13 protein-coding genes and 1 pseudogene are annotated in these 13,833 nt (G+C 67.9%); 4 read left to right on the top strand and 10 right to left on the bottom strand.

The genetic code is table 11. The features are described 5' to 3' along the window. Positions 1-268: 268 nt before the first annotated feature. The 4 genes from ACZ5MC_RS06320 to ACZ5MC_RS06305 all read right to left on the bottom strand — a co-directional run bounded on the left by ACZ5MC_RS06320 (position 269) and on the right by ACZ5MC_RS06305 (position 4,504). A complete protein-coding gene (locus ACZ5MC_RS06320) occupies positions 269-1,672 on the bottom strand; it encodes a M20/M25/M40 family metallo-hydrolase (protein WP_306599472.1) in 1,404 nt (467 codons plus the stop codon). Between the two features lie 46 nt (positions 1,673-1,718). Further along, complete coding sequence (locus tag ACZ5MC_RS06315; RefSeq protein WP_464517325.1) at positions 1,719-3,314, bottom strand: DUF748 domain-containing protein; 1,596 nt, start codon at positions 3,312-3,314, stop codon at positions 1,719-1,721. Between the two features lie 301 nt (positions 3,315-3,615). Next, positions 3,616-3,954, bottom strand: a complete 339-nt coding sequence (locus ACZ5MC_RS06310) for a hypothetical protein (RefSeq protein ID WP_464517324.1) — start codon at positions 3,952-3,954, stop codon at positions 3,616-3,618. After that, positions 3,947-4,504, bottom strand: a complete 558-nt coding sequence (locus ACZ5MC_RS06305) for an RNA polymerase sigma factor (protein WP_464517323.1) — start codon at positions 4,502-4,504, stop codon at positions 3,947-3,949. The genes ACZ5MC_RS06310 and ACZ5MC_RS06305 overlap by 8 nt, the downstream gene beginning before the upstream one ends. A 164-nt stretch (positions 4,505-4,668) precedes the next feature. On the opposite strand from ACZ5MC_RS06305, the gene ACZ5MC_RS06300 reads away from it, so the two are divergent. Beyond that, a complete protein-coding gene (locus ACZ5MC_RS06300; protein ID WP_464517322.1) occupies positions 4,669-5,733 on the top strand; it encodes a two-component system sensor histidine kinase NtrB in 1,065 nt (354 codons plus the stop codon). Here the strand turns inward: ACZ5MC_RS06300 and ACZ5MC_RS06295 are convergent. After that, complete coding sequence (locus tag ACZ5MC_RS06295) at positions 5,726-7,192, bottom strand: carboxypeptidase-like regulatory domain-containing protein (protein WP_464517321.1); 1,467 nt, start codon at positions 7,190-7,192, stop codon at positions 5,726-5,728. The genes ACZ5MC_RS06300 and ACZ5MC_RS06295 overlap by 8 nt on opposite strands. 62 nt (positions 7,193-7,254) lie before the next feature. On the opposite strand from ACZ5MC_RS06295, the gene lepA reads away from it, so the two are divergent. The 3 genes from lepA to ACZ5MC_RS06280 are packed head-to-tail and all read left to right on the top strand — an operon-like array spanning position 7,255 to position 10,251. Next, positions 7,255-9,072: a translation elongation factor 4 gene (lepA, locus tag ACZ5MC_RS06290; RefSeq protein WP_306599466.1), complete on the top strand. Its 1,818-nt coding sequence runs from the start codon at positions 7,255-7,257 to the stop codon at positions 9,070-9,072. A gap of 3 nt (positions 9,073-9,075) precedes the next feature. Beyond that, positions 9,076-9,318: a hypothetical protein gene (locus ACZ5MC_RS06285; RefSeq protein ID WP_306599465.1), complete on the top strand. Its 243-nt coding sequence runs from the start codon at positions 9,076-9,078 to the stop codon at positions 9,316-9,318. Positions 9,319-9,345: 27 nt separating this feature from the next. Continuing rightward, positions 9,346-10,251, top strand: a complete 906-nt coding sequence (locus ACZ5MC_RS06280; protein ID WP_464517320.1) for a response regulator — start codon at positions 9,346-9,348, stop codon at positions 10,249-10,251. Between the two features lie 17 nt (positions 10,252-10,268). Here the strand turns inward: ACZ5MC_RS06280 and ACZ5MC_RS06275 are convergent. From ACZ5MC_RS06275 to ACZ5MC_RS06255, 5 genes and pseudogenes are all read right to left on the bottom strand, one after another. Continuing rightward, positions 10,269-10,580 (bottom strand): annotated as a pseudogene (locus tag ACZ5MC_RS06275) (HepT-like ribonuclease domain-containing protein); the annotation flags it as partial. Then, positions 10,570-10,863, bottom strand: coding sequence for a nucleotidyltransferase family protein (locus ACZ5MC_RS06270; RefSeq protein ID WP_306599462.1), 294 nt, complete (start codon positions 10,861-10,863; stop codon positions 10,570-10,572). The gene ACZ5MC_RS06270 and the pseudogene ACZ5MC_RS06275, both read right to left, overlap by 11 nt. Positions 10,864-10,919: 56 nt before the next feature. Then, the gene (locus tag ACZ5MC_RS06265) at positions 10,920-11,792 is read right to left on the bottom strand and encodes a hypothetical protein (RefSeq protein ID WP_306599461.1); all 873 of its coding nucleotides are present in this window, start codon (positions 11,790-11,792) and stop codon (positions 10,920-10,922) included. Beyond that, entirely contained in the window at positions 11,782-12,132 is a 351-nt protein-coding gene (locus tag ACZ5MC_RS06260; protein WP_306599460.1) for a VOC family protein, read from the bottom strand. The genes ACZ5MC_RS06265 and ACZ5MC_RS06260 overlap by 11 nt, the downstream gene beginning before the upstream one ends. 19 nt (positions 12,133-12,151) lie before the next feature. Next, entirely contained in the window at positions 12,152-13,831 is a 1,680-nt protein-coding gene (locus ACZ5MC_RS06255) for a LytS/YhcK type 5TM receptor domain-containing protein (RefSeq protein WP_464517319.1), read from the bottom strand. Positions 13,832-13,833 lie beyond the last annotated feature (2 nt).

The raw sequence follows: 13,833 nt of genomic DNA, 5'->3' as shown, positions 1-13,833 counted from the left end.
TCCTGGCCACAACCTCTGGGTCATGCCTCGGTATGTAGTAGGAGTAGAGAACAGGATCCATGGGCCGCCATTTAGTCTGTCTAAGGGATCAGGGTATCTTAAATTATTGAATCGACCGAACCGGAAAGTTCACGTTCCGGCGGGAGTCCCGGCGGGTCAAGAGCAGGGTAGGCAGGTAAATTCCCTTTCGCCATATTGTTTTCCCATCGACCGGAGGAAAGGATGAGGAAAGGCGAAAAAAAAGGGTATTGATGGCCATCACAGGGGTCTAGGGTTCCAGGAGCCGTCCGGGCATGTCCGCCAGACCGTACACCGCCACCGCGAGGATGGCCGAGTTCCGGGCCAGGTCCTCCTTGTTGATCTTGTCGAAGGTGTCGGCCTTGGAGTGGTGGACCTCCCAGTACTTGGACGTATCGTGGTTCATGCCCAGGCCGGGGACGCCCACCATGACCGAGGGCTCGATGTCCACGCCGCCGTGGCCCAGCACCAGCCGCCCCGCCTCCAGGGGCTCCAGCATGGGCCGGAGGCCCCCCAGCACCGCCAGGGCCTTCTGGGCGTCCGGGGCCCTGCCGCCCTCCGGGGCGTGCAGTTCCAGGGAGAAGCCCCGGGCCGGGCCGTTGCCCGAATCCGTCTCGATGGCCGCGACGTGGTCCTTCAGTTCGGCGCGGTGCAGGGCCAGGTAGCCCTCCCCGCCCCGGTTCCCGTTCTCCTCGTTGGCGAAGAACACCACCCGCACGGTGCGGGCGGGCTTCAGGCCCTGCTCGCGGATGAGGCTCGCGGCGGCCAGCGACAGGATGCAGCCCACCCCGTCGTCCTGGGCCCCCTGCCCCACGTCCCAGGAATCCAGGTGGCCCCCGACCAGGACGATCTCGCCCGGCCGGGTCGCTCCGGGAAGCTCGCCCACCACGTTGGCGGCCTCGGCGTCGGGAAGCGTCTCGCAGCCCATCTCCAGGTGGACCATGATGCGCTGCCCGCGGTCCCACATCCGCCTCATCATCATGGCGTCCTCCACCGAGACCGCGGCGGCGGGAATGGCCGGCGCGTCGGCGTCGTAGTGGAGGGTCCCGGTGTGGGGCGTGTCGTAGCTCAGGGAGGCCACGGACCTCAGCAGCATGCCCACCGCCCCTTTCCGGGCCGCGGCGGAGGCGCCGGAGAAGCGCATGCGGGCGCCGGGGCCGTAGCCCCTGAAGGGGGACTCGAACAGGACGATGCGGCCTCTCACCTGGTCGTCCTTGAGCCCGGCCAGCTCCTCGAGGGAGGCGACCACCACCACGTCGGCCGTGATGCCGCCCTTGGGCGTGGGGACGCTCATCCCCAGGCCCAGGATGGACACCTCCTTCAGGTTGGGAAGCACCATCCAGGCCGACTCCTGGTTCCGCACCCAGTGGGGCACCATGACCTTCTCGGCGTGCACGTTCTGGAGTCCCGCGTCCCGCATGGCCTGGAGGCCCCAAAGGACGGCCTTGTCGTAGTTGGCGGAACCGCTGAGGCGGTGGCCCACGTCGTCGCAGAGCGAGGCCAGGTTCCGGTAGGCCCGGTCCGAGGCCAGCGCCCGCGCCGCCAGGGCCGAGGCCTGGGCCCGGACCTTCGCCAGGGGGTCCTCCGGCGTCGTGCCCAGCAGGGCGGACGCACCGAAACCCAGGGCGAGAAGCAGGGAGAGGGAACCGCGCATGAAGCCTCCGTCGATGCCTCATTATGTGCGGTATCCACCCCCCTGCCTACCGTTTGGGCGGCGGCGGCTCCCCCTTGTCCTGGAACCCCGGGAGGATCGCCCGGAAAAGCCCGTTCCCGATGAGTCTCCGGATGACCTGCCACTCGCTGGTCTCCGGCGCCCGGGTGGAGCCCGAGATGTGGACGACCGTGGCCACCGAGCGGGAGGACCGGTTCTTGAAGAGCTTCCCGAGGAACTGGAGCACGTGCATCTCCACGCGCTTCCCGAAGCGCTTGTCCTTGTCCTTCGCCTTGTCGTAGACCTGGAGGTTCTTGATGAGCGGCTTCACGTAACCCTCCACCCGGCCATCCTTGACCGTGAGTTCGGTGAAGAGGGAGAAGGATCCCGCGGCCACGTCCACCCCCGCGTGGGCCATGAGCATGTCGTTGAGGCTGGGCAACGGGGCGTCGTCCAGCTTGAAGTGGACATCAAAATCCGCCGTTTTCGCGGAGCCCTGGAATTTCCCGGAGAGGGAGGTCGGGCCGCTACCCATGAATGTGCCATGCGCTTGAAAGGGCGATGGACCGTGGCCGACTTGGTTGTTCAGGTTTTCCAGTTTCAGGTTCACCTTTGTCATGAATACCCGGTAGTGCGGCTGGGTCGCCTCGTTCAGGAACCCCACCTGGCTGTTGGTGAGTTTCAGGGTGTCCAGCCGGAGCTTGAGCTGGGGGGCGTTCCGGAGCTTCCGGGCCAGCTTCACCGCCTGCTTCCCATGCTCCTTCTCGACGGCCACGGTGGCCAGGCTGTGCACGTAGTCCACCCGCAGGTCCTCGAGGTGCATCTCCGTGAGGTGGGCCGTCTGGCCTTCCGGGGTGCTCTCCACGTCCCCGTCCAGGGAGAGGAAGCCGCCCGTGGTCTTGATCTGGTAGGCCTGGGCCAGGGGATTCAGCCGGTCCAGGGGCACCCGCTCCAGGTGGATCCTCCCCTGGGCGGCCACGTAGGGCTCCCGCAGGAAATCCGCCGATCCCTGGAAGCGCAGCTTGCCGGTGTCGAACATCAGGCCTTCCAGGCTGACGGGGGAGGGGTAGGTGCCCCTGGCCGCCGCGATGTTGCGGATGTTCAGGGCCAGCAGGGAGATCCGGGTGAGCTGCAGGGGCTTGCTGGCCGTGTCCGCGGAAAGGTAGAGCAGGGAGCCGTTCCGGACTTCGACCCGGTCGAGCTTGAACGGGAAGACCGACTCCACGGCCCGCTGCCAGCCCCGTTCCTTGAGGCTCACCCGGCTCCGCACCTCCTCGGTGGCCTGCGCCAGGTCGATGTGAAGCGCGGGGCTCTCCAGGGTGAGGTTCCCGGCCACCTTGAACCGGAGCAGCTCCCTGAGGAGCAGCGAGAAGCGGAGCGAGCCGAAATCCGCCACGGGCGGGACCGGATGCGTGTTCTGGGCCACCACCACCTGGTCCAGGTCGAAGGCCAGGCGCCAGAGGTGGGGGTGGGCCCGGGCGATGTGGACCGTGTAGCCCTTGAGCTGCTGGTTCATGGTCCGCTCGGCCCACACCTGCATGGGCCGCGCGAGGAGCCGGTCCACGAAGGCGAGGGCCAGGACCAGGACGAGACCCAGGGCGCCAAGGCCCGTGCGGACGGGATGGGCCCGGCACCGGGCCTTCATCCTGGCCAGGAAAGGACCCCAGCCTGGGACTCCCGGGAGAGGATCCGATTCGGTGTCCATGGGAGGCCTGGTTTTCATGGGGCACAACAGGAGAAATCACGAATTGTAAAAACAAGGCATGAAAAATCGGCCCAGGTCCATGATCTCACACCTGCGGAATTCCCGCGGGAAATGCACGGATCTGCTTTTTTATCTTTTCCATCCCCGTCCATCCCCGTTCATCCCCGGCAATTTAAACGCTGAATTTGCCGGGGATGAACGGGGATGGACGGGGATGGGAACAGGATGAAAAAATCCCCGCCTACACCTGCCCCGTTTCGCCGCAGCCGCAGTGCCGGGCCCGGAAGCCCTGCCGGAACTTCTCCCGCTCCTCCGGAGTCATGCCCTCCCAGCGCCGCATCATGTGATGGCGCCGGTGCCAGCCACCGCCGTGGGACCTGTGGAAGCCCCCGAACAGGATCCGGCTCAGCACCAGGAGGCCCACGGCCTGCCAGAAGTGGATGGCCCGCAGCCCGAAGATCGCCGGCATCAGTCCGTTCCACAGCCCCATCACGACGTACCCCAGCACCGCCACCGCCGCCACGCCCAGGACGGCGATGCCGATCCCCTTGCGGACGCTCATTCCCTTGTGCCTAAACATCGACGTACTCCTCGTAGATCGCCCGCAGGCGCTTGCGCAGATGCACTACTGCGTAGTGTTTCCTCGACAGCAGCGTGTTCACGGGGAGCCCCGTGGCCGCCGCCAGTTCCTTGAAGCTCCGCCCTTCCAGCTCGTGGGCCACGAACACCGCCCGCTGCTCCTCGGGCAGTTCCTCCAGAGCCGCGTCCAGCTCCTCCAGCAGCACCCGCCTCGCGAAGGCGGCCTCGGGCCCCGCGTCCCGGGAGGGCAGCCAGTCCTCCAGGGCCCGCTCCTCGCCCTCCGGGTCCTTTTCGAAGGGGGCCTGCCGCCGGAGCTCGTTCCCCCGGCGCCGGAAGAGGTCGGTGATGCGGTTGCGGGCCACCCGGAACATCCACGCCCCCGCTTCGCGCAGCGGCGTCATCAGGCGCTGGGCTTCCACCAGCTCGAAGAACACCTCCTGGAGGACGTCCTCCGCGTCGGCTTCCTCGGGCACCCATTTCCGGATGAAGTTCCGGAGTCTGGACGCCTCGCGCGCGACGGCTTCGGTGATCTGACGATCCTGCTCGGACATCCAGGCGGCTTCCAGGGGTTCCTCCTTCTATACCTGAAGACGGCGGACCCCGGGGAATATTGTGAGTTTCCTTCCCTTTCCCGGGAAGGGAGACCGAACGCCTTTCATTCCAGAATTTCCTGCATCATGATGAGGACCCGGGATGGATCCGGCCGAGGTTTCCGATGGGCATCGAGGCGTCCCTTGATTTCGCGACGTTGGAGCTGCTGCCCCTGGGCGTGATCGTGGTGAACGACCAGGGCGAGATCCTCTACTACAACCAGCGGGAGGAGCAGATCTCCGGCCGGCGGCGGGAGGAGGTGGTCGGGAGGAACTTCTTCCGGGACGTGGCGCCCTGCACCGAGGTCCGGGAGTTCCACGGCCGGTTCAAGGACCTCATGGAGCGCGGCGAGGACCAGGTCGAATTCGACTTCACGTTCCCCTTCGCCCTGGGGGCGCGCCAGGTGCGGATCCACCTCCACCCCTTCCGGAAGGGCGAGGAGTACCTCTGCGTCATCTTCGTGGCCGACGTGACGGAACGGGAGCTGCTCAGGGAGCGCATCCTGCAGAGCCAGCGCTTCAGCGAGCTGGGCTCGGTGGCCGCCAAGGTGGCCCACAACTTCAACAACCTCCTCACCGTCGTACAGATGAGCGCCGAGGCCGCCCGGGAGCGGGCGGATCCGGACGTGGACCGGCACCTGGCCAGGGTCCTCCAGGCGGTGGGGGACGGCACCTCCCTGGTGAACCGCTGCCTGGAGATCGCCAAGCCCGACCTCCCCCGCGGTCCGGGGCGGCTGGACCTGAACGAGGCCCTCCGCACGGCGGTGGAGTTCGCGCGCTCCTTCGCGGACAGGGCCGCCCTGGACGAAGGGCGCGGCATCCGGTTCCGCACCGACCTCGTCCCCGGGAGCCTGCCGGTCGCGGGGGACGGCCCCGAGCTCCGCGACGCCCTGCTGAACGTGCTGCGCAACGCCGTCGACGCCATCCAGGTCCAGGGCACCGTGCGGGTGCACTCGTTCAGGGAGGCTGGAGGGGCGGTGGTGGAGATCATCGACGACGGGGTGGGCATGACCCCGGACGTGCAGCGCCAGCTCTTCACCCCCATGTTCACCACCAAGGGCGAGCGCGGCACGGGCCTGGGGCTCGCCAGCGTCCATTCGACCCTGCGCCGCCACGGCGGCAGCATCCAGGTCACGAGCGCTCCCGGAAGCGGCAGCCGGTTCCGCATCACCCTGCCGGAAGCTACCTGACCCGCACCCGCACCCGCAGGCGGCCCGAGGCGTCCGCCTCCAGGACCTCCCAGGACAGGGGGCCGTCCCTGCCCGCGGGCGCCTCGCCGGGGCCCACGTTGAAGGCGGCGTCGTCCAGCTGCCACCGGCCCCCGGGATAGCTGGGCGCGGGCGGCTCGGGGGTGCGGGGGTGGGCATCGATGATCCGCACGGGGCCCTTGGGCTCGCCCCGGGTGAGCAGCCCGGGATCCACCCGGGCCACCACCAGACCTTCGAACCCGGGGCCCCAGCGGTCCCCCACCCGGCCCCGGTCGAAGCCCAGGGGGCGGCGCACGTTCAGCTCCCAGAACCGGCCCCGGCGGCGGGGGTCGGGGATCACCAGGCGCTGGGGGAGGTCCCGGGGGGCCCGCTCCAGGGGATCCAGCCAGCCCTCCCAGGCCCGGCGCACCTGCAGGGTGCTCACGGTGTCCTTGAAGGCGCCGTGGTACCAGAGGCGGTCGCGCACCCAGCCCATGGGCTGGGAGGGGCTGTAGGCCGTGTCCTCCTGCCAGGGGCCGGCCTCGGGGTGGAAGCGGTCCCACCCCCGGAACATGCCGGCGTCCATGACGTCCCAGGCGCCGGCGGTGAGCGGGTGCCTGGAATCCAGGTAGAAGTCGTCCACGCGGTTCTCGCCCATGGCGTGGAGGGCCTCGTGGACGATGAAGCCCAGGGGGGTCTCGTCCGTGAAGAAGACCGCGGGCCACTGGACGTAGCGGTTCCACGGGAGGGGCTCCAGGAGGCAGATGGCGGTGAGTTCCTTCACGCTCCGGGTGACCGTGCCCGGGGGGCCGGGCGGGACGACCCACAGGTGGTCGGGCTTGCCGTCCGGACGCAAGGCGCCGGTGCGGTTGTCCACTTGGTCGTAGGCCTTAAGGTCCATGGACTTGATCCGCTCCAGGACCCAGGCGACCAGGGTTCCCCGCTGGGCGTCGGTGCGGGGGGCGGGATGGACGGCGTCGGCCAAGTGGAGGAAGGCCCCCTCCTCCAGCTCCAGGCTCCCCTTGGAGATCTCGTAGAAGTAGTTGGCGGCGCTGGCCTCCCCCGCGCCCCGCCCGAAGAAGAGGGCCCGCAGCTCGGCGTCGGTGCGCAACGGGGCCTGGTCCGGGAAGTCCATGCGCACCACCAGCACCCGCTCCTTCCGGAAGCCCGGGGCCCGGCCCATCACCACCGGGGCCGCCAGCTCCCCCACCGGGACCAGGTCCCGCTGGAACCCGGATTTCTCTACCACCACATGGGTATCGGCCGGGTCCAGGTCCAGGGAGAAGGCCCCCTGGGCGTCGGTATAGGCCACCGGGGGCTGGACCCGCGGCCGCACCCGCACCCCGCGGTCGGGGTGGACCCGGACCCCTTCCAGGCCCCGGGCGCCGTCCGTGACCCGGCCCGTCACGGGCACGGCGAGGGCCGGAAGGCTCAGGAGGAGGGTCAATAGCAGACGTACCATGGATTCAACGATACAATGGACGGTTCTAGGAAACCCCCGGACTGATCCTCAAAAGGCCACGCGTGACCGAATCCAACCTCATCCGCAACTTCTCCATCATCGCCCACATCGACCACGGGAAGTCCACCCTGGCCGACCGGCTCCTGGAGCTCACCAACACCATCGCCCGGCGGGACATGCAGGCCCAGATACTCGACGACATGGAGCTGGAGCGGGAGCGTGGCATCACCATCAAGGCCCACGCGGTGACCCTCAAGTACCCCGCGCTGGACGGCAACATCTACACCCTCAACCTCATCGACACCCCCGGGCACGTGGACTTCACCTACGAGGTGAGCCGGAGCCTGGCCGCGTGCGAGGGGGCCATCCTGGTGGTGGACTCCACCCAGGGCGTGGAGGCCCAGACCCTGGCCAACACCTACCTGGCCCTGGAGAACGAGCTGGAGATCTTCCCGGTCCTGAACAAGACCGACCTGCCCAGCTCGGAGCCCGAGCGCGTGCTGGAGGAGATCAACACCGTCATCGGCCTCGTGGACACGGCGCACGCCATCAACGTCTCCGCCAAGACCGGCGAGAACTGCCTGGCGGTGCTGGAGCAGATCGTCAAGTGCGTCCCGCCCCCCAAGGGCGACCCCAAGGCGCCCCTCCAGGCCCTGGTGTTCGACTGCCACTACGACCAGTACCGGGGCGTGGTGTGCCTCGTGCGCATCTTCAACGGCACCCTCAAGGCCGGGGAGACCATGCACTTCATGGCCACCGGCAGCGACCACCGGGTGGACGAGGTGGGGGTCTTCAACCCCAAGATGAGCAAGGTGGACGAACTGACCGTGGGCGAGGTGGGCTACGTCACCGGCAGCATCAAGACGCTGGCCGACATCAAGGTGGGCGACACCCTCACCCACGCCCTCTCCAACACCACCCGCCCCTCCACGGAGATGCTCAAGGGCTTCAAGGAGCTCCAGCCCGTGGTGTTCGCGGGGATCTTCCCCACCAACAGCGAGGACTACGAGGACCTCCGGGACGCCATGGACAAGCTGCGGCTCAACGACAGCTCGTTCAAGTACGAGCCCGAGACCAGCCAGGCCCTGGGCTTCGGCTTCCGGTGCGGGTTCCTGGGCCTCCTGCACATGGAGATCGTCCAGGAGCGCCTGGAGCGTGAATTCGACCTGGACCTCATCACCACCGCCCCCTCCGTGCGCTACCACGTGTTCCTCACGGACGACACCGAGGTGGACGTGGACAACCCCTCCAAGCTGCCCCCCCTGCCCCGCATCAACCGCATCGAGGAGCCGCTGATCGAGGCCACCATCCTCACCCGCCCCGACTTCGTGGGCGGCCTCCTGAAGCTCTGCGAGGACCGCCGCGGCCTCCAGCAGCGCCTGGAGTACGTGGGCAAGGACCGGGTCATGCTCGTCTACGAGCTGCCCCTGAACGAGGTGGTGCTGGACTTCTACGACAAGCTCAAGTCCATTTCCAAGGGCTACGCCAGCTTCGACTACCACATGAAGGGCTACCGGGAGTCCGACCTGGTGAAGATGGACATCCTCGTCAACGGCGAGCCCGTGGACGCCCTCTCCATCCTCGTGCACCGCTCCAAGAGCCAGGCCATGGGCCACGGCCTGACGGTGCGCATGAAGGAGGTCATCCCCCAGCAGATGTTCGACGTGGCCATCCAGGCCGCCATCGGCGCCAAGATCGTGGCCCGCACCAACGTCAAGGCCCGGCGCAAGGACGTGCTGGCCAAATGCTACGGCGGCGACATCTCCCGCAAGAAGAAGCTCCTGGCCAAGCAGAAGGAAGGCAAGAAGCGCATGAAGTCCATCGGCAGCGTCGACATCCCCCAGGAAGCCTTCCTGGCCATCCTCAAAGTGGAGAGCTGAGCCATGGCCCAGCCGTCCATGGAGGTCACCCAGCAGGCGCCGAAGGCCGGCGTGAAGAGCCTCACCGGCTTCGTCCTCACCGGACCCGAGAAGGGCGTGATCCTCTGCGTGCTGCTGGGGCTCATGTACCTCCGCCTCTACCGCCGGAAGCGGTCGCAGGACAAGATCTGCTCCCACTGCGGCACCCGGAACCCCCCGCACCAGACCAACTGCAGGCAGTGCTCGGCCCCCCTGTTCCATAAATAGCGGCTATCATCTCCCCCAGGTGGGCCCATGAGCAAGATCCGAGTCCTGGTCGCCGACGATGATTCCACGAATCTCGCGCTCCTGGTCCGGGTGCTCAGCAAGGCGGGCATGGAGACCGTGGCCGCGGAGGACGGGGCGGAGGTCCTGGCCTACCTGCGCAAGGCGCCGGAGTCCTTCGACGTCCTCCTCATGGACCTGGTGATGCCCCGCATGAACGGCTTCCAGGTCCTCAAGCGCATGAAGGCCAACGCCCACCTCAAGGACCTCCCCGTCATCCTCCAGACCGCCTCCAACTCCCCCGAGGACATCCAGCGGGGCATGGAGGCCGGCGCCTACTACTACCTCACCAAGCCCTTCACCCAGCGGGTGGTCCTGGGCATCGTCAGGACCGCCGCCCAGGACATCGCCCGCATCCGCGTGCTCCACGCCGAGGTGGAGCGCCTGGGCACGCCGCTCTCCATGATGATGAACGGCCGTTTCCGCTTCCGCACCCTTCTGGAGTGCCACGAGCTCGCCAACCTCCTGGCCAAGGCCTGCCCCGACCCCACCCGGATCGTCACCGGCCTCTCGGAGCTCCTCATCAACGCCCTGGAGCACGGCAACCTGGGCATCACCTACACGGAGAAGGGCGAACTCCTGGAGAAGAACGGCTGGAAGGCCGAGATCAACCGCCGCCAGGCCCTCCCCGAGAACCAGGACAAGTGGGTGGAGGTGGAGGTCACCCGCCACCCGGACCGCATCGCCTTCGAGGTGCGGGACCAGGGCAAGGGCTTCGACTGGAAAACCTACGTGGTGCCCAACCCGGCCAGGCTGTTCGACAACCACGGGAGAGGGATCTTCATGGCGAAGATGGACAGCTTCGACCGCCTGGAATACCTGGGGGCGGGGAACCATGTGCGGGCGGAGGTCCGCCTGGCCTCGGCGTCCAGCTGATCCAGGATTCTTCGGACGGTCTCCTGGAGAGGTCCAATATGGTTGGCGACAACGTCCCAGACGATAGCGTCATCCAGTGAGAAATAGGCATGGGCAAGCACGTCCCTGAAGCCGGCGATACGCTTCCACGGGATTTCGTGACAGGCAGCAATGATTTCTGCCGGTAATCGTTTTACGGCCTCGCCCGCCACCTCCAGGTTGTGGAGAACGGCGTCCCGAGTTCGCCAATCATCTGAAAATCCCTCGAGGTCCAGACCTTCGGCAAGGATCAGAATCTTTGAACAGGCAGCCAGGATGTCCTGGAGATACAACCCCGGATCACGCGACACGGTGCATTTCCGCCAGGACGGCTTCCCGGATCCTGGGCCTCAAGCCGGTCGAAGTGACAAGGTCGACATCCCGCAGCAACAAAGCTTCCAGATCCTCCTTCAGGCCCATGAACCGACTAAAAGTAGGGTCGCCTACGAACGTCACGATGAAGTCCACATCGCTATCCGGTTTCGCATCGCCCCGGGCGAAGCTGCCGAAGAGATCCAGATGGAGAACACCATACCGCTCCATGAGTTCAGGGATCGCGGGCTGGAGCGTGGCTATGATTTCCTGCCGGTCCATGGGTAGGTTCCTTCCGCTACAGGATAATGCCGTCAGGCACTTTCCGGTTGTCGTTATCACATCTGTTGAATTGACAACACCTTCTTCGACGCCATGTGCGCCCACACCACCTGGCAGAACCACAGCGTCGACCGGAACCGCTCCATGTAGTTCACCCTCGCCATCAGCCTGAGGGCCTTCAGGCCGGGGTCGTCCGTGGGCGGCGCCGTCCGGTCCAGGTCCAGGAGCGCGGCGGCGTCGTTCTTCAGGTGGAGGGTCAGGGGCTTCCAGGCCTCGGCCAGGAGCGCGGCCTGGGCGTCGGCGTAGTCCGTGGCCAGCTTCCCGAAGTCGGTGTTCGCGCCGTACTCCATGCGGTCCACGGCCATGACCTCCACCCACCTGACGTTGGGGGGGAGGCGCAGCACCGTCCGGCCCTGGCCGGCGGGGTCCTCGCAGAGGACCTCCAGGGTGCTGCCGGCGGGCGGGACCCGGCCCGTGACCTCCGCCTTGCTCGAGGACAGCAGCCGCATGCCGTCGGCCATGCGCTGGGCCTCGGCGGGACGGTCCAGGCCCTGGCGGAGCAGGGTGGTCTGCCACGCGTTCCAGCGCTGGAGGAGCGGATCCTCCAGGGCCAGGAACGCTCCGTCGAACAGGAACCCGGAAAGGGTCCTGGCCTCCCCGGCCAGGGTGGCGGGAAGGGTGAACTGGGCGCCGGCCTGGCCCAGGGCGGCCAGTTCCCGGGTGCACGCCGCCAGGTAGCGCTCGGCCTCCCGGTAGGAGGCGTCCAGGTCCTTGCGGGTCCGGGCGTAGCCCTTCCGGGCCTCCGCGACGCTGGCGGGCAGGGGCGGGATCCCGGTGGTTGCGGCCTCCAGGACCACCACCTTCCCCGGGGCCTGCCCGTACAGGGCCCCGGCGAGAAGTGCCGTCAGCGCGGCGGGCCTATTCCACATCGGTGCATACGGCGAGCACGTTCCCGCTGGGGTCGGCGAAGTGGAAGCGCCTGCCGCCCGGGAAGCCGAAGATCTCCTTCACGATCCGCCCCCCTCCCTTGGCCACCCGCTCCCTTGCGGCCTCCAGGTCCTTGTTGAAGATCACCGCGAGTGGGGCGCCGCCCGGGCCCGGTTCGTCCCGGGTGAAGCCCCCGGACATGTGGCCGTCCTCGAAGGATGCGTAGTCGGGGCCGTAGTCCGTGAAGGTCCACCCGAACACGGAGCTGTAGAAGGCCTTGGTCGCGGCCAGGTCCGTGGCGGGGAATTCGAGGTAGAAGATGGCGTTCTCGGGGTTGCCCATGGTCGAGCCTCCGCCTCCATCATTCCACCATGGCGCCCTCCAGGGGCACCCGGATGGTCATGCGGGTGAGGCTGCCGGGTTCGCAGTGGATCTCGGGGCCGGCCCCGGGGCCGAAGAGGCTCGCCAGACGCTTCTGGACGATGCGCAGGCCCAGGCCCTCCCTGGAGCGCCGGCCCTCGTCGAAGGCGCCGGCGTCGTCCTCCACGTCGATCCTCAGGGCTCCCCCCTCGGCGAAGGCGAGGATACGCACCGTGCCCTGCCCCGGCACGCGGGAGACGCCGTGGCGGATGGCGTTCTCCAGGAGGGGCTGCAGGGTGAAGGTCGGGACCTTCACGGCCCGGAAGGCCGGGGCCACGTCGATCTCCACCCGGAGCCCCTCGAAGCGGGCCTTCTCGATCTCCAGGTAGGCCCGGATGTGCTCCAATTCCTCCTCCAGGGTGCTGAGCTCCCCGTGGCGCTGGAGGTTCTTGCGGAAATAGCCCGAGAGGTGGCCCACCAGCTCCCGGCCGCGGACCGCGTCGTTGCGGAGGATGGCCATGATGGTGTTCAGGGAGTTGAAGAGGAAGTGGGGGTTCACCTGGGCCCGCAGGAGCCTGAGTTCGCTGAGCACCAGGAGGTTCTTCTGCTCCTCGTACTTGGCGATGAGCAGCTGACTGGAGAGGAGGGCCCCGATGCCCTCCCCGAGGCGGCGGTTCATGTGGAGGAACCGGCGGTTCTTGGGCTCGAAGAGCTGCACGGTGCCCAGCACCGTCCCGTCCACTTCCAGCGGCACCACCAGGGCGGAGTGGAGGGGGCAGTCGCCCGAGACCCCGCACTCGAAGATCTGGTGGATGCCGTCGGCGAAGACCACGGCCCGGTCCTGGATGGCCTGCCGCGTGATGGCCGAGGAGATCGCGCTCCCGGGACGGTGGTGGTCCGAACCCAGCCCCACGAAGCCCAGCACCTTCTCGTTGTCGGTCACCGCCACGGCCCCGACGCCCGTTTCCTCCTTGACGATGGCTGCCATCTCCCCAGCCGTGTCCGGACCGAAGCCGCGACCCAGGAGGCCCAGAGCGCGCTCCGCCACCCTCAGGGCGGCGGCGGAGGAGGCCGCGGCCACCCGGTCGAGGTCCCGCTGCCGGTGCATCAGCACCGCCATGAGCAGGGCGGCCCCCACGGGATTCAGGAAGACCATGGGCGGGGCGATGACCTTGACGATCTCCACCGCCGCCGGGAAGGGCCGGGTCAGGAGCAGCACGATGCCCATGTGCAGCACCTCCCCGGCGAAGGTGGCCAGGAGCGCGGTCCGCATGGTGATGAGCACTTCGGGCCGGTCCCGCAGCCTGCGGTTCAGGAATCCGGCCAGCACACCCTCCAGGGTGGTGGCCACGGCGCCGGACAGGGCGGCGATGCCCCCCAGGCTCATGCGGTGGACGCCCGCGGTGGCGCCCACGAGGCCCCCCAGGACGGGTCCCCCGAGGAGGCCCGCAAGGACCGAGCCCACCGCCCGGGCGTTGATGATCGCCCCGCCTTTCAGCACCGGCGTGCCCAGGTAGTTCCCCAGGATGGTGATGCCGGTGAACACCAGGAACAGGCGCACCCTCCCCCGCGGCCGGGCCCAGTCCGAGGACAGGGGCTGGAACGCGGGGGATTCGCAGTAGAGGTAGAACAGAACCAGGAAGGCCGAGATGGTCTGGAAGAGCGTCACCAGAGATCGCACGG

Source organism: Mesoterricola sp. JemC181, assembly GCF_055384585.1.
Note: the sequence above shows the minus strand (reverse complement) of the source record. Positions and strands in the feature narration are given on the sequence as shown.

Coding starts and splice junctions, on each gene's coding strand:
- ACZ5MC_RS06285 (WP_306599465.1), top strand. CDS start 9,076: ATGGCCCAGCCGTCCATGGAGGTCACCCAGCAGGCGCCGAAGGCCGGC.
- ACZ5MC_RS06315 (WP_464517325.1), bottom strand. CDS start 3,314: ATGAAGGCCCGGTGCCGGGCCCATCCCGTCCGCACGGGCCTTGGCGCC.
- ACZ5MC_RS06295 (WP_464517321.1), bottom strand. CDS start 7,192: ATGGTACGTCTGCTATTGACCCTCCTCCTGAGCCTTCCGGCCCTCGCC.
- ACZ5MC_RS06270 (WP_306599462.1), bottom strand. CDS start 10,863: ATGGACCGGCAGGAAATCATAGCCACGCTCCAGCCCGCGATCCCTGAA.
- ACZ5MC_RS06310 (WP_464517324.1), bottom strand. CDS start 3,954: ATGTTTAGGCACAAGGGAATGAGCGTCCGCAAGGGGATCGGCATCGCC.
- ACZ5MC_RS06305 (WP_464517323.1), bottom strand. CDS start 4,504: ATGTCCGAGCAGGATCGTCAGATCACCGAAGCCGTCGCGCGCGAGGCG.
- ACZ5MC_RS06320 (WP_306599472.1), bottom strand. CDS start 1,672: ATGCGCGGTTCCCTCTCCCTGCTTCTCGCCCTGGGTTTCGGTGCGTCC.
- ACZ5MC_RS06260 (WP_306599460.1), bottom strand. CDS start 12,132: ATGGGCAACCCCGAGAACGCCATCTTCTACCTCGAATTCCCCGCCACG.
- ACZ5MC_RS06280 (WP_464517320.1), top strand. CDS start 9,346: ATGAGCAAGATCCGAGTCCTGGTCGCCGACGATGATTCCACGAATCTC.
- ACZ5MC_RS06300 (WP_464517322.1), top strand. CDS start 4,669: ATGGGCATCGAGGCGTCCCTTGATTTCGCGACGTTGGAGCTGCTGCCC.
- ACZ5MC_RS06265 (WP_306599461.1), bottom strand. CDS start 11,792: ATGTGGAATAGGCCCGCCGCGCTGACGGCACTTCTCGCCGGGGCCCTG.